We start from the raw sequence: 20,934 nt of genomic DNA, 5'->3' as shown, positions 1-20,934 counted from the left end.
GTGATCGGCCTGCCTTGACGAAAGCCATTGGCCGCGCCTTTTGGAAAGAATATACAAGGCGCATGATAGTCGAACTAGGCCACTTTGCCCTGATTTTGGCCGCCGTCACCGCATTGGTGCAGGCGGTCGTTCCGCTGATTGGAGCCCACAAACGCTGGCCCGGCTGGATGGCCGTGGCGGAACCGGCGGCGGGGTTGCAATTCCTCTTCACCCTGTTTTCCTTTGCGGCGCTGACCTATGCGTTCGTGATGTCGGATTTCACCGTGCAACTGGTGACGTCGAACTCCCACACGCTCAAGCCGATGCTCTACAAGGTGAGCGGTGTCTGGGGGAACCACGAGGGCTCGATGCTGTTGTGGGTCCTGATTCTGACACTGTTTGGTGCCTGTCTGGCGTGGTTTGGCGGTAATCTGCCCCCGAGCCTGCGCGCGCGGGCGCTGTCCGTTCAGGCAGCCGTCGGCGTGGCGTTTTTTGGGTTCATCCTGTTCACGTCCAACCCGTTTCTGCGCATGGGCGTGGCCCCGTTTGACGGGCGTGGTCTGAACCCCTTGTTGCAGGATCCCGGGTTGGCCTTCCATCCGCCGTTCCTGTATCTTGGCTATGTCGGTCTCAGCATGGCGTTTTCCTTTGCTATCGCCGCCCTGATCGAAGGCCGGGTTGATGCGGCCTGGGCACGCTGGGTGCGGCCCTGGACATTGGCGGCGTGGATTTTCCTGACTATCGGGATCGCGCTTGGGTCCTGGTGGGCCTATTACGAACTTGGCTGGGGCGGATTCTGGTTCTGGGACCCGGTAGAGAATGCCTCGTTCATGCCGTGGCTTCTGGCGGCGGCGCTGTTGCATTCGGCCATCGTGGTCGAGAAGCGCGAAGCGCTGAAAAGCTGGACGATCCTGCTGGCCATTCTTGCCTTCGGCTTTTCGCTGATCGGGACGTTCATCGTTCGATCGGGCGTGATCACTTCGGTGCATGCCTTTGCCAATGATCCGGAGCGCGGTGTTTATATTCTCGCGATTCTGGCGCTGTTTACCGGGGGCGGGCTTGTGCTCTTTGCGGTGCGGGCGGCGGCGATGGAAGCCAAGGGTATCTTTGGCATGGTTAGCCGTGAAAGCGCGCTGGTGCTCAACAATATCCTGCTGGCGGTGAGCTGTTTCGTGGTCTTTATCGGAACGATCTGGCCGCTGGTTTCGGAGATTTTCTTTGTCCGCAAGCTGAGCGTGGGACCGCCGTTCTTCAACATGGCGTTCACACCGTTCATGGTGATCCTCGGGGCGGTGTTGCCGATTGGGGCGATGTTGCCATGGAAACGCGCAAAGATCGGCAAGGTGGTGAAACCGCTGATCCCGGCCTTTGTGCTCGCGCTCGCACTGGGCGGACTGGCATGGGCCATGCAGAGTGAACGTAGCCTGCTGGGGCCGGTTGGCCTATTCCTTGGATCGTGGCTGATTTTCGGATCTCTGACCGATGTCTATTCGCGCACCGGACGGGGCGGCGTTGGCACCCGGCTGGGACGGCTTACGCGTCTGCCGCGGGCAGATTGGGGCAAGACCATTGCCCATGCCGGTCTGGGTGTGACCATGTTGGGTGTCTCCGGGCTGATGGCCTGGGACATGGAAGACATTCGCGTGGCCTATAAGGGCGAGCCTTTTACCGTTGGCGCCTTCGAGATCACGCTCGAGGATGTGCGCGAGGTTGAGGGGCCGAACTATCTGTCGACCATGGGGGATATCCGGGTGCGCAAGGATGGGCGCGAAGTTGCGATGCTGCATCCCGAAAAACGCGTTTATCCGGTGTCGGCCATGCCAACCACGGAGGCGGCGATTGATTATCGCCTGATGCGCGATGTCTATGTTGTGGTCGGAGATCCGCAGGCAGACGGGGGCTATACCGTTCGGACCTATATCAAGCCGATGACCAACTGGATCTGGATGGGCACGTTCCTGATGTCTCTGGGCGGTTTGTTCAGCCTGACCGACCGGCGCTATCGTGTGGCGGCAGGCGCGCGCAAGGCGCCAACCGGGGGAGTACCGGCAGAATGATCAGGAAGACACTTGCAGCGATTGTGATGGCGTTTTGCGTTGCTGGCCCGGTCTGGGCCGTGCAGCCGGATGAGGTTCTTGACGATCCCAAGCTTGAAGAACGGGCTCGGGATATCTCCAAGGACCTGCGTTGTCTGGTGTGTCGCAACGAAAGCATCGACGAGTCCAATGCCGAACTGGCCCGTGACCTGCGTCTCTTGGTTCGGGAACGGCTGGTGGAAGGGGACAGCAACGAGGAAGTCGTGGAGTTCGTGGTCGGACGCTATGGCGAATACGTGCTGCTGCGTCCTCAGACCAGCGGGTCGAACATGCTCTTGTGGCTGGCGGGGCCGGTGGCCTTTCTGTTGGCGCTGATCATGGCCGGGATGTACCTCAGGGGGCGCAGTTCGGCGACGCCGCAGAATGTGACGGGTCTGAGCGCCGAGGAAGAGGCGCGGCTTAAGGAAATCCTGAAAGACTGACGTGAGGTCTTGCTTGGTGCCGGGGCTGCGCAGTGCCATGTTGGGCTGCGCAGCGGAGAGGATTCATGGACTATCAAACCATTACGCTAGAGAATACTGACGGCATCGCGATTGTGACGCTGAACCGTCCGGACACGTTGAATGCCCTGACCCAGCAGATGCGGGCCGAGATCACCGATGCGGTGATCGAAGCCGGGCGCACAGCGCGGGTCGTGGTTCTGACCGGGTCGGGCAAGGCCTTTTGTTCGGGGCAGGATCTTGGGGACGGCGCAAATGCCGCCGCGCTTGATCTGGAGCGCAGCCTGCGGGACGAATACACGCCGATGATCCGCGCGATCCGCGACTGTCCGGTGCCGACGATCAGCGCCGTAAATGGCCCTGCTGCGGGGGCAGGGGCGAACCTTGCGCTGGCCGCTGACGTGGTGATTGCCACCGAGAGCGCCTATTTCCTGCAGGCTTTTGCCCGGATTGGCCTGATGCCGGATGCCGGGGGCACCTATGAGCTGCCGCGGTCTATGGGGTCGGCCAAGGCCATGGGGGCTGCGCTGTTTGCCGACAAGATCACCGCGCGTCAGGCAGATGACTGGGGCATGATCTGGGAAGCGATTTCGGATGACGCCTTTGACGCCCATTGGCGGGGGCGTGCGGCGCATCTCGCCAAGGGGCCGACGCTGGCCTATCAGCGCATCAAGCAGGCAATCCACGAAAGCTGGGACAAGGATTGGACCGGCCAGATGGAAAACGAAGCCAAGCTGCAGGGCAGCCTTGGCAAGACCCGCGACTTCCAGGAAGGCGTGATCGCGTTTCTGGAAAAGCGCCCCGCGAAATACGAGGGGCGCTGATCTCTCTGCTTAACCCCGCAGGCGCGCCATCAGGGCCAGCGCCTCGGGGGTGGGTTTGCGCTCAATCCGCCGGTAGACACGCCCGTCCACCGTACGCTCTGCAAATCCGTGGTCGATGAGTGACCGACGCAAAAGCACGTGATCTTCAAAGGCGAGACCCTGTTTCAGGATCGCGTTGACGTCTTTTTCGCCCAAATCTTCATGCGCGGGCATGCGCGCCCAGAAGGGCCAGAGGCAAAGGCCCTGAACCTTGGTTTGCTTGGGCCAGCGGGCCATGCGCCCGGTATCGTCGAACACGCGCAGCGCCCGCTTGAGCGCGAGTTCGTCCAGAACGGGCGCGGGCGGCGTGGCGCGCAAATGCTGATGATTTTGGTAGCCGGCGGCCTTGGCAATCAGGCCGAGCATGGCCGCATGTCCGGGCACGCTGTCTTGTTCGGACAACGTTTTGCGCAAGGTTTTCGAAAATGCCGACACATCGGCAATAAAGAGGGATGTCACGTCTCTCGACATGGCCTGAATCCTTTTGACTGATCGTGCCCCCCATTTGGTCGGGGTCGATGGCCGCCCTTGTCGACGGCACGGGTTCAAAAGAACATGCTGTCGGAGGTATTCGGCAGGTTTAGCAGGGTCATGTGACCGGCGGCGCCTCGGTGAACTGCGGACCGTGGCAGAGACATAGGCGGCGCACGCCGGGATTGCAAGGGGCGCGTCAGATTGCCTGAAGCCGTACGTCGCCGGCAAAGAATGGCCCGCCGTCGCCCTGCACGCGCGCGACAAGCTGTCCATCGGCATAGACGTGGCGAGTGTCGTCCAGCATGGAAAGAGTGATGCGCGGTGCGGACTGGGACTGGGAATAGCGTACGATCAGCACGTCGTCTTCTTCGTCGAAATCGGTGATCAGCGGGGCCTCTTGATCGTTGCTTGCATCGACCCATTCGCCGATCTCGAAGGCGTCATCGCCTTCGCCGCCGACCCCGGTGTCATTTTCACCGAGCAGAAGCGTGTCATTGCCTTCTTCACCCTCCAAAAGGTTGCTTTCGGGGGCTGTTGGCGGTTGGTAGCGATAGTTCAACTGTTCGGGGGTGGCGCCGTTAAAAAGAGCGTGGATATCGTCTTCGGTCAGATCGCGATTTGTCGTGTCGGCGCCGATCAGAAGGTCATTGCCTTCGCCGCCCTTCAACGTGTCGTTGCCACCGTCCCCCTGAAGCAGGTCATCATCCTGTCCACCGCGCAGATTGTCATCGCCGTCGCCGCCGAACAGCAGGTCGTCACCATCGCGGCCCTTGAGCAAATCGTCGCCATCGCCTCCAAGCAGGATGTCGAAGCCACCCCGGCCGGTAATGTCATCGTCCCCGGATTTTCCTGCAAGAAGATCGTCGCCATCGCCGCCCACAAGGGTGTCATCTCTGCCGTCGGCAGCTGTGTCATTCTGTTCAGAAGAGTCGGAATTGTCTCCGGACTCGGAAATTACCATAAAACCGGCCAAAACGAGGCCCATCATCAAAAAAGCTGCGATACCCATGAAACCAATACCCAATTGAAATCAAATTGAATTTGCCGCCTGCCATTATACAGGTCAAGGCGTGGAATGCATTGGCTTGGAATGAGCAACAATGGCGCCCTCAGCTGACATTGTCGCAAAAATTAAAACGCCCGGACAACAAGGTCCGGGCGTTTTGAGATGTCAGGGATCCTTGAAGGATCAGCGGCTTTCGATGTCCACGTAGTCGCGCGCGGTTTCGCCGAGGTAGAGCTGACGCGGGCGGCCGATCTTGTGGCCCGGATCCGAGAGCTGTTCCTTCCACTGCGAGATCCAGCCGACGGTACGCGACAGTGCAAAGATCGGGGTGAACATCGAGGTCGGGAAGCCCATCGCCTCGAGGATGATGCCTGAATAGAAGTCGACGTTCGGGAAGAGTTTCTTCTCGGCAAAGTAGGGATCGGCCAGTGCGGCGCGTTCCAGTTCCTTGGCGGTGGCCAGGATCGGGTTGTCTTCGACGCCCAGCAGATCAAGCACTTCGTCGGCGGACTGTTTCATCACGGTCGCGCGCGGGTCGAAGTTTTTGTAGACGCGGTGGCCAAAGCCCATCAGGCGGAACGGGTCGTTCTTGTCCTTGGCGCGGGCGATGAACTCGGGGATGCGATCGGGAGTGCCGATTTCCTTGAGCATTTCCAGGCACGCCTGGTTTGCGCCACCGTGGGCGGGTCCCCAGAGGCACGCAATGCCCGCCGCGATGCAGGCGAACGGGTTGGCGCCGGAGGACGAGGCCAGACGCACGGTCGACGTCGATGCGTTCTGTTCGTGGTCGGCGTGCAGGGTAAAGATCCGGTCCATCGCGCGGCTCAGGATCGGGTTGACGTGGTATTCCTCGGCCGGAACCGCAAAACACATGTGCAGGAAGTTGGCTGCATAATCCAGATCGTTGCGCGGGTACACGAAGGGCTGGCCGATCGAATACTTGTAGGCCATCGCTGCGATGGTGGGCATCTTGGCGATCAGGCGGTGGCTGGCGACCTCGCGCTGCAGAGGATCGGAAATGTCGGTGCTGTCATGGTAGAAGGCCGACATCGCGCCAACCACACCGACCATGGTGGCCATGGGATGCGCATCGCGGCGGAAACCGCGGAAGAAGTTGTGCATCTGCTCATGGATCATGGTGTGGCGGGTGATCGTGGTCTCGAACGCTTCCAGCTCGGCCGGGGAGGGCAGTTCACCGTAAAGCAGCAGGTAGCAGACTTCGAGGTAATGCGATTTGCCCGCCAACTGATCGATCGGGTACCCGCGGTGCAGCAACTCGCCCTTTTCACCGTCGATATAGGTGATGGTCGAGTCACAGGCAGCGGTAGACGTGAAACCCGGATCGTAGGTGAACACACCGGCCTGGCCATAGAGTTTACGGATGTCCAACACGTCGGGACCCACGGTCGGCGAGTGGATGGGCAGCTCGTAGGACTTGTCGTCAATCGTCAAAGTCGCGGTTTTCTGAGTGTCAGACATTCATGTTCCCTTCGTCTCATGCCCAGGCGCGGACCACGCGGGCGGTTTGTTATGTCGGGGCGCAAATCCGTTCAGCCGGTCTGCGCCTCCGCTTCGTATGTGGTCGCTTCCTCAAGGCGGGCGATGGTTTCATCGCGGCCCAGAACGAGCATCATGTCGAAAACGCTGGGAGTCACGGCGCGCCCTGCAAGCGCCGCCCGCAGCGGGCCTGCCATCTTGCCGAACTTGATTTCCCTTGTCTCTGCAAAGGCGCCTGTGACGGCTTCCAGCCCGTCTCGCGTCCAGCTAGCATTTTGCAGCTGCGGCGTCAATTCTCCCAGTATACCACGGGATACCGTATCAAGGTTTTTTGCGGCCTTTTCATCATAGTCCAGCGGGCGATCCGCCAGGACAAAATGTGCCTTTTCAATGAGTTCCGGGAAAGTCTTGGCCCGCTCTTTGAGGCAATACATCGCAGCCTCCATCAAGGTGGACTTTTCGTCGCTGAGGGGGTTTTGGTCGGTGGCCGCAAGGAATTCCTGCAATTCTTGCAGCAGTGCGGCATCATCCGCGGCGGCAATGTGCTGACCACAGAGGTTTTCGAGCTTTTTTGTGTCGAACCGCGCAGGGCTTTTGCCGATTCCATTCAGGTCGAACCACGCGCGCGCTTGAGCGTCGGTGAAATACTCGTCGTCGCCGTGGCTCCAGCCAAGGCGGGCAAGGTAGTTGCGCATGCCAGCCGCCGGGTAGCCCATTTTCTGGTATTCTTCGGCGCCAAGCGCACCGTGGCGCTTGGACAGCTTTTTGCCATCCGCCCCGTGGATCAGCGGGATATGGGCCCAAACCGGCACGTCCCAGCCCATGGCTTCGTAGATCATCATCTGGCGCGCCGCGTTGTTGAGGTGGTCATCCCCCCGGATCACATGTGTCACGCCCATGTCGTGATCATCTACAACAACTGCCAGCATGTAGACCGGTGTGCCATCGCTGCGCAACAGGATCATGTCGTCGAGCTGATCGTTGCGGATGGTCACATCGCCCTGCACCTGATCGCGGATCACGGTAGTTCCGTCCTGCGGCGCCTTGATGCGAATGGCATAGGGTGCGTCGGGATGCGTTGCCGGATCGGCGTCGCGCCACGGGCTGCGATAGAGGGTCGATTTGCCTTCGGCGCGCGCGGCTTCGCGGAAGGCCGCAATTTCGTCCTGGGTCGCGAAACATTTGTAGGCCTTTCCTTCGGCGAGCAGCCGGCGCGCGACTTCGGCATGACGTGCAGCCCCTTCGAATTGGCTGGTCACGTCGCCGTCATGGTCCAGCCCGAGCCAGCTCAGACCCTGAAGAATGGCCTCGGTGGCCTCGGGTGTGGAGCGTTCACGGTCAGTATCCTCGATGCGCAGAAGGAACTTGCCGCCCCGGCCACGGGCATAGAGCCAGTTGAACAGCGCCGTGCGGGCGCCGCCGATATGCAGGAACCCTGTGGGCGAGGGAGCGAAACGGGTGACGACCTGGCCTGTCATGTGGGGTTTAACCTTTCCGTAACCTTGGGTGATCTAGCGTTGGCGTCTGTCTATCGACCCGCCCGAGAGAGGACAAGGCTTGCGCGTGCTCAACATGATCCGGCTGGCCCTTCTGGGACAGAGGGGGCATTTGTTTGCCTGGACGCCGGTGTGCCTGGCGGCCGGGATCGGGATCTATTTCACGTTGAAGATTGAGCCGCCGCCGTGGGGGCTGGGGGTGTTGTCCCTCTGCGCCGTGGCGCTTGGCATGCAAGGGCGCAGAGGGGGAGCTGTTGGCGCGCCGGTGATATGGGCCTCCGCGCTGGTGATGTTCGGGTTTGCGCTTGCCGGCATGCGGGCGCATCAGGTGAGCGGACCGGTGCTTTCCTGGCGGTATTACGGGCCGATTGAGGGCACGGTCATAGGGATTGACCGCTCTGCGTCGGACGCTCTGCGGGTCACGCTGGCGGACGTGGTTCTGGAACGGGTGCCGCCCGAGCGGACGCCACGTCGGGTACGCGTGGCGATGCATGGACAAGATGCGGGCGCGCGGCCTGCGCCAGGTATGCGGCTGGGGCTGACCGGGCATTTGGCGCCTCCCTCAGGGCCGGTTGAACCGGGGGGGTTCGATTTTCAACGACATGCGTGGTTTCTGAGACTGGGAGCCGTGGGATACACGCGCGCTCCAGTGGTGGAGCTTGGGCCACCGGGAAGCGGCGGCGCGGTGTTCGCGTTCCGCATGTGGATTTCCGGCGCGATTCAGGCGCGCATGCCTGACGATGTCGCCGGTTTCGCCGCAGCCGTGACGACCGGTGACCGATCAGGCATTCCCAAGGAGACGGTCGAGGCCTTGCGTATTTCCAACCTCGCGCATCTGCTGGCGATTTCCGGGCTGCATATGGGGCTGTTGGCGGGTTTTGTCTTTGCCGCGGTGCGGATGGGGTTGGCGCTTGTTCCTGTCGTCTCGTTGCGCATCAATACCAAGAAAACAGCCGCGGTTTTCGCGCTTCTTGCCTCGGCGGGTTACCTCGCATTGTCCGGGGGAAGCGTCTCGACAGAGCGGGCTTTCGTGATGACGGCCGTGATGCTGTTGGCGGTTCTGGTCGACCGGAGGGCGCTGAGCCTGCGGGCCGTCGCGGTGGCGGCGCTGGTGGTTCTGTCCCTGCGCCCCGAGGCGCTTTTGGGGCCGGGATTCCAGATGTCCTTCGCGGCGACGACGGCGCTGGTGGTGGCGTTCGGCTGGTTGAGGGATCGCGAAATTGGATTTGGCCCCAAGTGGCTGCGCGCGGTGGGCGCGGTGTTTGTTTCATCCCTTGTTGCGGGTCTGGCGACGGCGCCGTTTGCGGCCTTTCATTTCAACCAGGTCGCGCATTATGGCTTGCCTGCGAACCTCTTGTCGGTGCCGGTGATGGGCATGGTCGTGGTGCCCTCGGCGGTGGTGGCGGCGCTGTTGGCGCCCTTGGGGCTGGAGCAGGTGGGCTTGTGGCCAATGGCGCTTGGGCTGCGCTGGATTTTGGAGGTGGCCGCCTTCACGTCTGGGATAGAGGGCGCACGAGGCGTGGTGCCGGGGGCCGGACGCGCGGTTTTGCCGATGCTGGCCATGGGCGGTCTGATTGTTGCGCTATGGCAGGGGCGTGGGCGATGGGCCGGGGTGGCGTTGGCCGGGATGGCTTTGGTGTTATGGGCAAAATCCGAACGCCCGGACGTTTTGATCGCGGATAGCGGTGGCCTTGTAGGGGTGATGACCGACAGGGGACGCGCTCTGTCCAAGGCGCGTGGACAGGGGTTCGTGGCGCGAAACTGGCTGGAGAATGACGGGGCGACGATGGATCAGGTGGCGGCGTCGCAATTGTGGGACGAGGGGATACCGGGACTGAAAATCATGGAGATGGGCGCCGGGGGGCGGTTGATCCATGTGCAGGGGCAGCGTGGCCTTGCGGCTTTCGGGGGATGCACGCATGGGGACGTTGTGGTGTTCACCCACGCCTACGACAGCCCGCTGCCTTGTGAAAGCTATGATCCTGAACGGCTGGGCAGTCTGGGGGCCGTGGCCATCCGGCTGGGCGGGGCGCAGGCACCCGTGATCTCAGCCCGGGAGATGACCGGGCGAAGGCTCTGGAACATGCAGGGCCGGCAGGGGCGTCAATAGGTGCGGATCAGGCCAACCAGCTTGCCCTGAACCTTGACCTTGTCCTCGGGAAAGACACGCGTTTCATAGGCCGGGTTGGCCGCTTCGAGCGCGATGGAAGTGCCGTTGTGGTGGAAGCGTTTGAGTGTCGCCTCCTGATCCTCGACCAGCGCCACGACGATGTCGCCATTGTCGGCAGTCGAGGATTCGCGGATGATCACCACGTCGCCGTCATTGATCCCTGCCTCGATCATCGAGTCGCCCTTGACTTCAAGTGCATAGTGGCTGCCGCCGGACGACAGCATCTGGCCGGGCACGGCGACATGGTGATCGACATGGCTGATCGCTTCGATCGGGACACCGGCGGCGATCTTGCCCATGACGGGCAGTTCGCGGGCAAAAAGCTGAACCTCGTCCGGGGAGATATTCGCGGGTTGTGCCGGGGAGGGATGCGGGCCGTCGATCACGCGCGGTTGGAACCCGCTGGTCGGCGCGCCACCCATGCTTTCGGGCAGTTTCACGATCTCGATCGCGCGGGCGCGGTGGGCAAGGCGCCGGATGAAGCCACGTTCCTCAAGAGCGGTGATCAGGCGATGGATGCCGGATTTGGAGCGCAGGTCCAGCGCATCCTTCATCTCGTCAAAGCTGGGTGGTACGCCGTCACGCTGGACGCGTTTGTGGATGAACTCCAGAAGATCGAGTTGTTTCTTGGTCAGCATGGGCGCTCCCTCGGATCAGCTTTTGCCTTTGTTCTATACATGTTCTGGTTTTGTGTCAATTAATTGGTGAACAGAAGGGCAACACGCCTTGACGCCGTGCCTGTGCAAGACGTGGCGTTTTGAGTATTTTTGGCAAAATGAAGAGGGTTCAGATGGGCAGGTAGGCCAGCGTATCGCCTGTGTTGCGGGCCGAATCGTTTGGGGGGCGGATGGCAAGGGCATTGGCGGTGGCGAGAATGGAGAGCAGGGAGCTGTCCTGGTTCTCGACGATCGTGAGCTTGCCGTTTTCGAGATGCGCGCGCATGTAATGTTGGCGTGGGCCATTCGGACCGACCGGGACGGCGAGCGGGGCGGACTGGGCCGGGGCGGCGGATTGGCCAAGGCCTAGCATAGCCCGGATGACCGGCGTGACGAAGACATGGCCGCAGACCATGGCGGAGACGGGGTTGCCGGGCAGACCGATCATCATGGCGCCGGTTTTCAGGCGGCCTGCCATGAGCGGTTTTCCCGGGCGCATGGCGATCTTGTAGAAGCTGCGCTGCATGCCAAGGCTAGCGGCAACGTCGCCGACAAGGTCATGATCGCCCACAGAGGCGCCTCCGATGGTCAGCAGCAGGTCCGCGTCATCGACCAGTGAGAACGCCATTTCCAGGGAGGCAATGCTGTCGCGCGCGATGGGCAGAAGGCGCGCTTCGGCACCGAGATCGCGCAGCATGGCCTGCAGGCCGAAGCTGTTGGAGGCAATGATCTGGTCCGGGCCGGGGTTTTCGCCGGGCATGACCAACTCGTCCCCCGTGGCCATGATCGCGACCCGGGGTTTTCGGGTGACGGGCACTTCGGCGATGTTCATGGCCGCCATCAATGCGATGTCAGCCGGGCGCAGGAGGCGCGGGGCGTCGATGGTCTGGCCAGCGTGGAAGTCGCCGCCTTTGGGGCGGATATGGAAGCCTTTGTCCAGGTTGTCGGACAGTGTGATGATGTCACCGTCGCGGATCACGTCTTCCTGGATGATCACGCGGGAGGCGCCCTTCGGCACGGGGGCGCCAGTGAAGATGCGGACTGCTTGGCCGGTTTCAACGGTTCGATCGAAGCTGTGACCGGCGGCGGCTTCGCCGATGACACCCAGCTGGGAGCCGGGGACAGCGTCTTCTTCGCAGATTGCGTAGCCGTCCATGGCCGAGGCGGAAAACGGGGGCTGGTCACGGCGTGCCGTCACCGGGGCGGCCAGAACACGACCATTGGCACGGCTCAGAGGTACGGTTTCGACCGGTAGGGTTTTGGTCAGGTCAAAGAGCAGGGCGAGGGCTTCGACGACGGAGATCATTTCGCTTCGTACCGCCCCGATTTGCCGCCGTCCTTGAGGATCACGCGGATGCCGCCGATTTCCATCGCCTTGTCTACGGCCTTGCTCATGTCATAGACGGTGAGTGCGGCGACATTGACGGCGGTGAGGGCTTCCATTTCGACCCCGGTCTGGCCGGTGGTTTTGACCGTGGCCTCAATGCGGATGCCGGGGAGGGTCGCGTCGGGGGTGAGTTCCACGGCGACCTTGGTAATCGGCAGGGGGTGGCAGAGCGGGATCAATGTCGCGCATTGCTTGGCGCCCATGATGCCGGCGAGTCGGGCCACACCCAGAACGTCACCCTTCTTGGCGCGCCCTTCGGTAATGATATCAAAGGTTTCGCGCGCCATCTTCACCCAGCCTTCGGCGGTGGCGACGCGCGATGTCACGGCCTTGTCGGAGACATCGACCATGTGGGCGTCTCCCTTGCCGTCAAAATGCGTGAGGCCGGACATCACATCGCCCCTGCGGTCAGCGGGTTCTCCAGAAGGTCGCGGGTGGCACTGGCCACGTCATCCTGACGCATCAGGCTTTCACCGATCAGGAAGATGCGAGCGCCGTAGCGCGCCATGTCGGCGAGGTCTTCGGGCGTGTTGAGGCCGCTTTCCGAAACGATCAGACGGTCGGCAGGCACCAGTTTGGAGAGTTTGCGCGTGGTGTCGAGCGTGGTCTCGAACGTTTTAAGGTTGCGGTTGTTGATGCCCATCAGTTCTGATTTCAGCAGGCTCGCGCGTTCAAGTTCTTCCTGGTTGTGGACCTCGAGAAGCACGTCCATGTCCCAGGAAAAGGCAGCTTCTTCAAGCTCTTGCGCCTGCGCGTCGCTGACCGAGGCGAGAATGATCAGAATACAGTCCGCCCCGAGCGCACGAGCTTCGGCGACCTGGTAGGTGTCGTACATGAAATCCTTGCGCAGGGCAGGCAGGCTGGTGGCCGCGCGCGCCGCTGTGAGGAAGGATTTGTCCCCCTGGAAGCTGGGCGTGTCGGTGAGCACGGAGAGACAGGTGGCCCCGCCTTCCTCATAGGCCTTGGCGAGGGCGGGCGGATCGAAATCGGGGCGGATCAGACCCTTGGAAGGGGACGCCTTTTTAACCTCGGCAATCAGGCCGTAGCCAGAGCGTGACGCCATGCGCAGCGCGTCGGCAAAGCCACGGGTGGGACCGGCTTCGCGGGCCTCGGCCTCGACGGCCTCGAGCGGTTTGGCAGCCTTGTCGGCGGCGATTTCCTCGAGCTTATAGGCCTTGATCTTGTCCAGAACGGTTTCGGTCATGTCGTCGTCCAGTTGATTGCAGGTTCACCGCGCGCGGTGAGCCATGTGTTGATGCGCGAGAACGGGCGGGAGCCAAAGAAGCCGCGCCGCGCCGAAAGCGGCGAAGGATGGGCGGTTTCGATCAGCAGGTGATCGGTCTCGAAGTTGGGGTCAGTTTTAGGGGATGAGATGTGAGGTGCAAGGGCCTGTGCCTGTTTTCCCCACAGAACAAAGGCGGTCGGGCGCTGTGATACGTCTTGCAGGACGTCATGCGCCAGCTTTTGCCAGCCGAGCGCCTTGTGGCCGTTCGCCTCACCGGCGGGAACGGTTAACACGGTGTTAAGCAGGAGAACGCCTTGAGCTGCCCAAAATCGCAGATCGCCGGTTTGCGGGGCGTCCCCGAGATCTTCGCGCATTTCCTTGAAGATATTGTTAAGCGAGCGCGGCAGGGGGCGGACGTCTGGTTCGACGGAGAAGGCAAGGCCATGCGCGTGGCCAGGGGTCGGGTAGGGATCCTGGCCGAGGATGACGACACGGACCCGGTCAGGCGGTGTCAGGTCAAGTGCTGCAAAGCGTTGAGGAACCGGGGGCAGGATCTCGCGTGCATCCTTGGCCAGAGTGTGTTCGATGGTGGGCAGGGTTTCGGCGAAAAAGGGCAGGTGGGACCATCTGGGCGGTGGGGTCATGGGGTTGGTCCGAAAGCTGTGCCGGGCAGCGCCCGACTGCGGGTGGGCGCAGCCACAATGAAGGAACCTGCTTTATGCCGGGGCGTAGTTCCATTCCTTGCGAGGGAGCGGGGCGTCACAAAAGCGCTCGCCCGGGGGGCGGTCGGGCGCGGCCCGGCGGCGCGCTTTGGCGCGCCTTGATTCCGGGCAGAGTGCATCCACGTCAAGCCGCTGCCGAGGTGACTTTGGCCAACGCCTCGACCTTGCCCCGGGCTGCGCCGCTGTCGATGCTTTCGCGCGCCTTCTCCACCCCTGCGCGCAGGTCTTCTGCGGCGTCGGCCACCACCAAAGCGGCGGCGCTGTTGAGCAGGACCGCATCGCGATAGGCCGAGTGTGCCCCGTCAAGTAGGGCGCGGAACGCGGCTGCGTTGTCCTCGGGGGTGCCGCCGACGATGTCTTCGAACGGGTGCACGGGGAGGCCCGCATCCTCCGGGTGCAATTCCACGTCCTTGATGCTGCCGTCTTCCTCAAGTGCCGAGACCCAGCTGATGCCGGTGATGGTCAGTTCGTCGGTGCCGTCCGAGCCATGCACCAGCCATGCCCGCTCGCTTCCGAGCTGGCCAAGGGTTTCGGCCATGGGGCGGATCAGGTCGCGGGTGAAGGCGCCGGTCAATTGGCGTTTTGCCCCGGCAGGGTTGGTCAGGGGGCCGAGTATATTGAAGATGGTGCGCGTGCCCAGCTCGGCCCGCACCGGGCCGACATGGGCCATGGCGGGGTGGTGCATGGGGGCCATCATGAAGGCGATGCCGCACTCCGCGAGCGCCTTTTCCACCACGGCAGGGCCAACCATGACATTGATGCCCATGGCGGTCTGCACGTCTGCGGTGCCGGATTTGGACGACAGGTTGCGGTTGCCGTGTTTGGCCACCGGAACGCCCGCGCCAGCCACGACAAAGGCGGTGGCGGTGGAGATATTCAGCGTATGTTTGCCGTCACCGCCCGTGCCGACGATGTCCATAGCTCCTTCCGGGGCTTTCACCGCGTTGCACTTGGCACGCATCACAGCGGCGGCGGCGGCGTATTCATCCACCGTTTCCCCGCGCGTGCGCAGGGCCATCAGAAGGCCGCCGATCTGGGACGGGGTGGCTTCGCCTTCAAACAGGAAAGTAAAGGCAGCCTCGGCTTCTTCGCGGGTCAGGGGGCGGTCCGCGGCGGTGCCGATGAGGGGTTTGATGTCGTCAATCATGCGGGCACACCTTCGGTCTGGGGCATCATGTCGAGAAAGTTCTGCAACATGGCGTGGCCGTGCTCGGACTTGATGGATTCGGGGTGGAACTGAACCCCCTGAATCGGCAACTCGCGGTGTTGCAGGCCCATGATGGTGCCGTCTTCGAGTTCCGCCGTGATTTCGAGACAGTCCGGCAGGCTTTCACGCTCGACCACGAGAGAGTGGTAACGGGTGGCCTCGAACGGGCTGGGCAGTCCTTTGAACACGCCTTTGCCCGTGTGATGCATCAACCCCATCTTGCCATGCACGATTTCATGACAGCGCACGACCTTGCCCCCGAACGCCTGACCGATGGTCTGATGTCCAAGGCAGACGCCCATGAGGGGGGTGCGGGTTTCCGCAGCGGCCTCGGTCAGGGCAAGGCAGATGCCCGCCTGATCGGGATCACAGGGGCCGGGAGATAGCAAGATTCCCGCAGGGTTCATGCCCATCGCGTCCTGCACGGTCAGCGCATCGTTGCGCCAGACCTGCACATCTGCCCCCAATTCGCCGAGATAGTGCACAAGATTGTAGGTGAAACTGTCGTAATTATCGATCAGGAGCAGCATTTTTCTGGTTCTTTTCCCAAAGATGCGAAACGGGGTAGAGGCCGGGGCCCACGTCGCGGTATACATGTTCAGGCTTGACGCACAGGGTCAAGGGGGGCGCGGGCAGTATCGCCTCATAAAGCAATGCCAAACAGAGGGCAGGACAGATGTTGCGTGGATTTTTGTCAGGGATATTCTGGGGAGCGATCGTTGTGGCGGTGGTTGTGGGATTCGCCTCGCTGTTGGCGCCGCTCCCGGCGACGGTGACGCCGCAGACCTCTGCGGTCGAGGGAACAGCCGGTGCAGTCGAGGCCGCAGATAGCGGCGCGCCGGAAACCACGTCGCGGACCGACACAGCCGTGGACGAGCCGGTACAACCCGAAGTGGCCGCACCCAGCGAAGATGTGGAGCCGCCGCTGACGGATACGGCGCCGGCGCCCAAACCGGAAGCCGGGATGGACGAAGCCGCGCTGATGCAACCGGAAAACCCGGATGCAGACGGCGCGGTAGAGGTGGAGGGCGAAAGCCCGGTCCTGCCCAATCCGCAAGCGGAGACCCCGGATGCGCCCAGCACCGAGGACGAACCGTCGATCTCGGTCAATCCGCCGCAGCCGCAGGCCCCGGACGTGAGCGAGGAGGGGGCTTTCCCGACACCGGCGAAGGAGGACCCCGAGCCGATGGAAGAGGAGGTGGCCGAGGACGTGACGCCCGAGGCCGAGGCAGGCTCTCCCCCAGCGGAGGAAGACGATGGGTCAATGCTGAAACCGGCAGGTGATCTTGGCGAGACCTTCCCGCAGCACAAATCCGAACGCCTGCCCACGGTCGGTGGCGACGAAAGTGCCGAAGCGACTGCGGCCCCCGCTGCACCGCGCCCCGTGGTGGCCAATTCGGCACCGCTGGAGAACCCGGAAGGCAAGCCGGTGATGGCGATCGTGCTGGTGGATGTGGGCGATACAAGCGTCGATCCCGACGCGCTGTCCGCCTTTCCCTATCCATTGAGTGTCGCGCTGTCGACGCTGGACCCGGAGGTTCGGGAAAAGGCCGCAATGTATCGGGACAAGGGCTTTGAAGTGCTGGCCATGGTGGACATTCCCGGTGCCGCGACGGCGTCGGACGTTGAGGTGGCACTAAGCGCGCATCTGTCGGTGATGCCGCAGGCGGTGGGCGTGATGGAAGGGCTTGGCGATGGCCTGCAGGGGACCAAGGTGGTGTCGGACCAGGTCGCCGGTATGCTCGCTCAGAGTGGCCACGGGTTGGTGATGTTCCCCAACGGGCTCAACACGGCACAGAAGCTAGCCGCGAAGGAAGGTGTGCCCTCGGCGACGGTGTTCCGCGACTTTGATGGCAAGGGGCAGTCGGCGGTGGTGATGCGCCGTTTCCTGGACCAGGCGGCCTTCAAGGCCGGGCAGGAGGATGGCGTGATCATGCTGGGCCGCCTGCGTGAAGAGACGGTTGCGGCGCTTCTCGTCTGGGGATTGCAGGACCGGGCGGGAACCGTTGCGCTGGCCCCCGTTTCAGCCGCGTTGAACACGATCGACTGAGCAAATTCCGGCATTCTGGGGAAAACAGGATTAACTCGCTGAAAAGGCGCGTTTTTCCGGTTCGGTATGACGTCGGTATCACGTCGGTATTGCGTCGGTGCGGGATCGGGGTTTTGCCAAGATCGGCATGTCTAACGCAGCGCTCGCAAGGTTTTGTTAAGCAGGTAGACGCCTAGCAGGGGAGCGGGGCAACGATCCGTCCCCCCGGCAGCGGTATGGACGGCTTGTGGCAGGAGACTTTGCCGACTCCGTCGCGCCAGAAATAGTTCGGATCAACATGGCATGTGGGCCAGTCGTTGCAGCGGCGCACAGCAAAATGAATGTGGGGGGTGTTGCCAATACTGGGGCGGTTGGCCTTTTGGATATGCCCGACCAGTTGGCCTGCCTTGACCTTTTGCCCGACGCGCAATCCCTTGAGCGGAACGATATGGACCATTTCGACAAAGATGCGTTGGGCACGTTTCCCCGGGCGGGGGCGGACGGAGAAATCGGTGGTCACGGCGACCACGCCGCCCCAACTCTTGTTATCATTCTCGATGAACCGGATCTTGCCATCGACGGGCGAGAGCACTTTGGTGCCGGCCGGTTTGCAGAAGTCCATGCCCTCGTGGCTGGTGATCGTGCGCGCCGGTTCTACGACACGATAAGGCGTTCCGTTGCGTAACCGCGTGGCGCCATAGTCCAGACACAGGCCGCCCTTGTTTCGAAATCCGCGCGCCACGCCGTAGACGATGGGTTTTCCATTGGCGTCAAGGATGGACGCTTCTTGCGCGATCGCGAAGTGGGGAGAGGCCGTCAGGAGAAATGCAAGGAGAAGAAACCGGAAGGGTGCGAATTTGAAAACGAAATAAAACATACGCAACACAGGAGCAGATATGCGAGTTCTGTCAACTTTGCATGACACGGGAAAAGGGAGTTTCGCCCTTTGCAGGCTAAGCCTTCATGGGAGAATACGCACGGGTTCCCAGATGCTGGAGCCATGCTAGGCTGGGTGGGACGCAAACCCGACTCATCACGGAGATTGTTCCATGCCCCATGCCGATCTGAACGGAGCCCATATCCATTATACGGACACGGGCGGAGACGGGGAGGTGATCGTCTTTTCCCATGGCCTGCTCTGGAGCGGGGCCATGTTCGAGGCGCAGGTGGCGCATTTCGGTGCGCTCGGGTTTCGGTGTATCACCTTCGACCATCGCGGACAGGGGCAGAGCGGGGTCACGGCGGATGGCTATGACATGGACACGCTGAGCGAGGATGCGGCGGCATTGATCGAGCATCTGGGGCTGGCGCCGGTGCATTTTGCCGGGCTGTCGATGGGAGGATTTGTCGGTATGCGGTTGGCGGCGCGGCGGCCTGACCTTCTGAAGACACTCATGTTGCTTGAAACCTCGGCGGACGGTGAACCCGCGGAAAACGGGCCAAAGTATCGCAAGCTCAACTTCGTGGCGCGCTGGATCGGGCTTTGGGCGGTGGCAAACCAGGTGATGCCGATCATGTTCGGTCAGACCTTTCTGAACGATCCCGCAAGGGCCGAGGAGCGGGCGCGCTGGAAAGCGGCGATGATCGCCAACCATCGGATCGGGATCACGCGGGCGGTCATGGGGGTGGTTGAGCGCACGCCGATCATGCCTGAACTGGGCAAGATCGAGATGCCGATGCTGATCGTGGTGGGGGACGAAGACGTGGCGACGGTGCCGGAGAAATCCGAGCGGATGCACGCGGCCATCAAGGGGTCCGAGTTGGTCCGTGTGCCACGAGCCGGGCACAGTTCGACGATCGAGGAACCGGAAGCGGTGAATGACGCGATGGAGCGGTTCCTGATGCGGAACGCGCGCGCCTGAGGGGCAATTTCGGCGGGGCTTGGGGGCGGACCTGCTCAGAGCGTCGGGAAGACCGACGTTTTCTTGACCGTGCCATAGACAAAGCTGGTGTCGATGGAGGCAATCCCACCGATGCGGTGGATGCGGTTGCGGATAAAGTCTTCGTAGGCATCGAGATCGGCCACCGCGACGAGAAGCTGGTAATCCGACGCGCCGGTCAGGACGTGGCACTCCAGCACTTCGTCAATATCCATCACCCTGCTTTCAAAGCGCTTGACGTCTTCTTCATTGTGCCTTTCCAGCCGGACACGCACAAAAACGGTGATGGGGAGCCCGTAGGCCTTGGCATCGACCTCGGCGCTGTAGCCCCGGATTGCACCGCTTTCCTCGAGCAGGCGCAGGCGACGCAGGCAGGGAGAGGGCGAGAGATTGACGCGCTCGGCCAGATCCTGGTTCGTCATGCGGCCGTGGGCCTGCAATGTGCGGATGATTTGGCGGTCTTTGCTGTCCATGGCGGGCCTTCTTGGCAGATAATGCTAAAAATATATTGAATGATGGCAGTATTGGCAAGCAAATGCCCTTGGGGAGGGAGCAGGATATCTGTGTTGTCCAGTCAGAAGGTCGCCCAGGAGGTCGCCATGAAAAACAGTTCCGGATTCGCAACGCGCGCCATTCATCACGCATATGATCCCATGCAGAACGAGGGCGCGTTGACGCCTCCGCTGCATCTGACGTCGACATTTGCCTTTGAGACCGCCGAAGCCGGAGGCGAGATGTTTGCCGGGGAGCGGCAGGGCCATATCTATAGCCGGATTTCCAACCCGACCTGTGATCTGCTGGAACAGCGGATTGCCGTTCTGGAAGGGGCCGAAGCGGGGCTGGCGCTGTCCTCAGGGATGGGGGCGATCACGGCGGTTCTTTGGACGCTACTGTCGCCGGGCGACGAGGTGATCGTGGACAAGACCCTTTATGGCTGCACCTTTGCCTATATGCGGCACGGGCTGGCCAAGTGGGGGGTGACGATCACTCATGTGGACATGACTGATCCTGTCAAGCTTGAGGCGGCGATCAGCGACAGGACCCGGGTTGTTTATTTCGAGACCCCGGCCAATCCGAACATGCGGCTGGTGGATATCGCGGCCATGTCGGCTATTGCCCATGCGGCAGGGGCCTTGGTTGTCGTGGACAACACCTATGCAACGCCTTTTCTGACGCGACCGATCGAAATGGGGGCCGATATCGTCGTGCATTCCGCGACCAAGTACCTGGGCGGGCATGGCGACGTGGTTGCCGGGCTTGTGGCGGGCAGTGCCGAGTTGGTCGAGCAAATCCGCCTTGTGGGGATGAAGGACATGACCGGCGCGGTGATGGCGCCGTTCAATGCCATGCTGATCCTGCGCGGGTTGAAGACGCTGGCGCTGCGGATGGAGCGCCATTGTGCCTCGGCACAGGTGGTGGCGGAATACCTGGAGGGTCATCCGGCGGTGCGCAGCGTGTCCTTTCCGGGGCTGGAAAGCTTTGAGCAGCATGGCCTTGCCCAACGGCAGATGGACAAACCGGGCGCCATGATTGCCTTTGAAGTCGAAGGCGGCATGTCGGGCGGGATCGCCTTCATGAACGCATTGGGGATGATCAAGCGGGCCGTATCGCTGGGCGATGCGGAAACGCTGATCCAGCATCCTGCGTCGATGACGCATTCGACCTATACGCCCGAGGAGCGGGCCGAACACGGGATCAGCGACGGGTTGATCCGCCTGTCGGTCGGGCTTGAAGAGGTTGAAGATATCCTTTCAGATCTGGAACAGGCGTTGCGTCTGCCGACCCGCCACGCCGCCGAATAAGGAGC

The 20,934-nt window shown here is 62.2% G+C and carries 20 protein-coding genes; 7 read left to right on the top strand and 13 right to left on the bottom strand.

All coding sequences use genetic code 11. The annotated features are described in order from the left end of the window. Positions 1 to 62: 62 nt before the first annotated feature. From ACS3QZ_RS05330 to ACS3QZ_RS05320, 3 genes are all read left to right on the top strand, one after another. On the top strand, positions 63 to 2,036 hold the full coding sequence (locus ACS3QZ_RS05330) for a heme lyase CcmF/NrfE family subunit (protein ID WP_456036898.1): 1,974 nt from the start codon (positions 63 to 65) through the stop codon (positions 2,034 to 2,036). Continuing rightward, the gene (locus ACS3QZ_RS05325; RefSeq protein ID WP_456036897.1) at positions 2,033 to 2,497 is read left to right on the top strand and encodes a cytochrome c-type biogenesis protein; all 465 of its coding nucleotides are present in this window, start codon (positions 2,033 to 2,035) and stop codon (positions 2,495 to 2,497) included. The genes ACS3QZ_RS05330 and ACS3QZ_RS05325 overlap by 4 nt, the downstream gene beginning before the upstream one ends. A gap of 65 nt (positions 2,498 to 2,562) precedes the next feature. Beyond that, a complete protein-coding gene (locus ACS3QZ_RS05320) occupies positions 2,563 to 3,339 on the top strand; it encodes an enoyl-CoA hydratase-related protein (RefSeq protein ID WP_456036896.1) in 777 nt (258 codons plus the stop codon). Positions 3,340 to 3,348: 9 nt separating this feature from the next. Here ACS3QZ_RS05320 and ACS3QZ_RS05315 read toward each other — a convergent pair whose 3' ends face one another. The 4 genes from ACS3QZ_RS05315 to gltX form a co-directional block, all read right to left on the bottom strand. Then, entirely contained in the window at positions 3,349 to 3,849 is a 501-nt protein-coding gene (locus tag ACS3QZ_RS05315; RefSeq protein ID WP_456036895.1) for a DUF2087 domain-containing protein, read from the bottom strand. 199 nt (positions 3,850 to 4,048) lie between these two features. Continuing rightward, on the bottom strand, positions 4,049 to 4,861 hold the full coding sequence (locus ACS3QZ_RS05310) for a calcium-binding protein (RefSeq protein ID WP_456036894.1): 813 nt from the start codon (positions 4,859 to 4,861) through the stop codon (positions 4,049 to 4,051). 180 nt (positions 4,862 to 5,041) lie between these two features. After that, positions 5,042 to 6,337 (bottom strand): citrate synthase, encoded by a 1,296-nt coding sequence (gene gltA / locus ACS3QZ_RS05305; RefSeq protein WP_456036893.1) that lies wholly within the window; start codon positions 6,335 to 6,337, stop codon positions 5,042 to 5,044. A 71-nt stretch (positions 6,338 to 6,408) separates the two neighbouring features. Next, entirely contained in the window at positions 6,409 to 7,833 is a 1,425-nt protein-coding gene (gltX, locus tag ACS3QZ_RS05300) for a glutamate--tRNA ligase (RefSeq protein ID WP_456036892.1), read from the bottom strand. An 85-nt stretch (positions 7,834 to 7,918) separates the two neighbouring features. On the opposite strand from gltX, the gene ACS3QZ_RS05295 reads away from it, so the two are divergent. Then, positions 7,919 to 9,961 (top strand): ComEC/Rec2 family competence protein, encoded by a 2,043-nt coding sequence (locus tag ACS3QZ_RS05295; RefSeq protein WP_456039310.1) that lies wholly within the window; start codon positions 7,919 to 7,921, stop codon positions 9,959 to 9,961. On the opposite strand, the gene lexA is transcribed toward ACS3QZ_RS05295, so the two are convergent. The 7 genes from lexA to ACS3QZ_RS05260 all read right to left on the bottom strand — a co-directional run bounded on the left by lexA (position 9,955) and on the right by ACS3QZ_RS05260 (position 15,748). Beyond that, entirely contained in the window at positions 9,955 to 10,659 is a 705-nt protein-coding gene (gene lexA / locus ACS3QZ_RS05290; RefSeq protein WP_093094355.1) for a transcriptional repressor LexA, read from the bottom strand. The two genes, ACS3QZ_RS05295 and lexA, sit on opposite strands and share 7 nt — an antisense overlap. Positions 10,660 to 10,807: 148 nt before the next feature. Further along, positions 10,808 to 11,983 carry a molybdopterin molybdotransferase MoeA gene (locus ACS3QZ_RS05285; RefSeq protein ID WP_456036891.1) on the bottom strand — a complete coding sequence of 392 codons (1,176 nt, stop codon included), beginning with the start codon at positions 11,981 to 11,983 and terminating at the stop codon, positions 10,808 to 10,810. Further along, entirely contained in the window at positions 11,980 to 12,456 is a 477-nt protein-coding gene (gene moaC, locus ACS3QZ_RS05280) for a cyclic pyranopterin monophosphate synthase MoaC (protein WP_456036890.1), read from the bottom strand. Before moaC ends, ACS3QZ_RS05285 begins: the two co-directional genes overlap by 4 nt. Then, on the bottom strand, positions 12,456 to 13,268 hold the full coding sequence (trpC, locus tag ACS3QZ_RS05275; protein ID WP_456036889.1) for an indole-3-glycerol phosphate synthase TrpC: 813 nt from the start codon (positions 13,266 to 13,268) through the stop codon (positions 12,456 to 12,458). The genes moaC and trpC overlap by 1 nt, the downstream gene beginning before the upstream one ends. Next, positions 13,265 to 13,933, bottom strand: a complete 669-nt coding sequence (locus ACS3QZ_RS05270) for a uracil-DNA glycosylase (RefSeq protein WP_456036888.1) — start codon at positions 13,931 to 13,933, stop codon at positions 13,265 to 13,267. Before ACS3QZ_RS05270 ends, trpC begins: the two co-directional genes overlap by 4 nt. Before the next feature lie 202 nt (positions 13,934 to 14,135). Next, entirely contained in the window at positions 14,136 to 15,158 is a 1,023-nt protein-coding gene (gene trpD, locus ACS3QZ_RS05265; protein WP_456036887.1) for an anthranilate phosphoribosyltransferase, read from the bottom strand. Further along, positions 15,155 to 15,748 (bottom strand): anthranilate synthase component II, encoded by a 594-nt coding sequence (locus ACS3QZ_RS05260; RefSeq protein ID WP_456036886.1) that lies wholly within the window; start codon positions 15,746 to 15,748, stop codon positions 15,155 to 15,157. The genes trpD and ACS3QZ_RS05260 overlap by 4 nt, the downstream gene beginning before the upstream one ends. A gap of 146 nt (positions 15,749 to 15,894) precedes the next feature. Here ACS3QZ_RS05260 and ACS3QZ_RS05255 point away from each other — a divergent pair, with 146 nt between their 5' ends. Further along, the gene (locus tag ACS3QZ_RS05255) at positions 15,895 to 17,268 is read left to right on the top strand and encodes a divergent polysaccharide deacetylase family protein (protein WP_456036885.1); all 1,374 of its coding nucleotides are present in this window, start codon (positions 15,895 to 15,897) and stop codon (positions 17,266 to 17,268) included. Positions 17,269 to 17,440: 172 nt separating this feature from the next. Here the strand turns inward: ACS3QZ_RS05255 and ACS3QZ_RS05250 are convergent, their stop codons facing one another. Continuing rightward, positions 17,441 to 18,124, bottom strand: a complete 684-nt coding sequence (locus ACS3QZ_RS05250) for a peptidoglycan DD-metalloendopeptidase family protein (RefSeq protein ID WP_456036884.1) — start codon at positions 18,122 to 18,124, stop codon at positions 17,441 to 17,443. Between the two features lie 172 nt (positions 18,125 to 18,296). Between ACS3QZ_RS05250 and ACS3QZ_RS05245 the strand changes: the two genes are divergently transcribed. Further along, positions 18,297 to 19,109, top strand: a complete 813-nt coding sequence (locus ACS3QZ_RS05245) for an alpha/beta fold hydrolase (protein WP_456036883.1) — start codon at positions 18,297 to 18,299, stop codon at positions 19,107 to 19,109. A 35-nt stretch (positions 19,110 to 19,144) separates the two neighbouring features. On the opposite strand, the gene ACS3QZ_RS05240 is transcribed toward ACS3QZ_RS05245, so the two are convergent. After that, positions 19,145 to 19,600 carry an Lrp/AsnC family transcriptional regulator gene (locus tag ACS3QZ_RS05240; protein WP_456036882.1) on the bottom strand — a complete coding sequence of 152 codons (456 nt, stop codon included), beginning with the start codon at positions 19,598 to 19,600 and terminating at the stop codon, positions 19,145 to 19,147. A gap of 126 nt (positions 19,601 to 19,726) precedes the next feature. Here ACS3QZ_RS05240 and ACS3QZ_RS05235 point away from each other — a divergent pair, with 126 nt between their 5' ends. After that, positions 19,727 to 20,929, top strand: a complete 1,203-nt coding sequence (locus ACS3QZ_RS05235; protein WP_456036881.1) for a methionine gamma-lyase — start codon at positions 19,727 to 19,729, stop codon at positions 20,927 to 20,929. The last annotated feature ends 5 nt before the right edge of the window (positions 20,930 to 20,934 follow it).

The organism is Shimia sp. W99, assembly GCF_053851455.3.
This window is presented reverse-complemented; position numbering and strand designations above follow the sequence as displayed.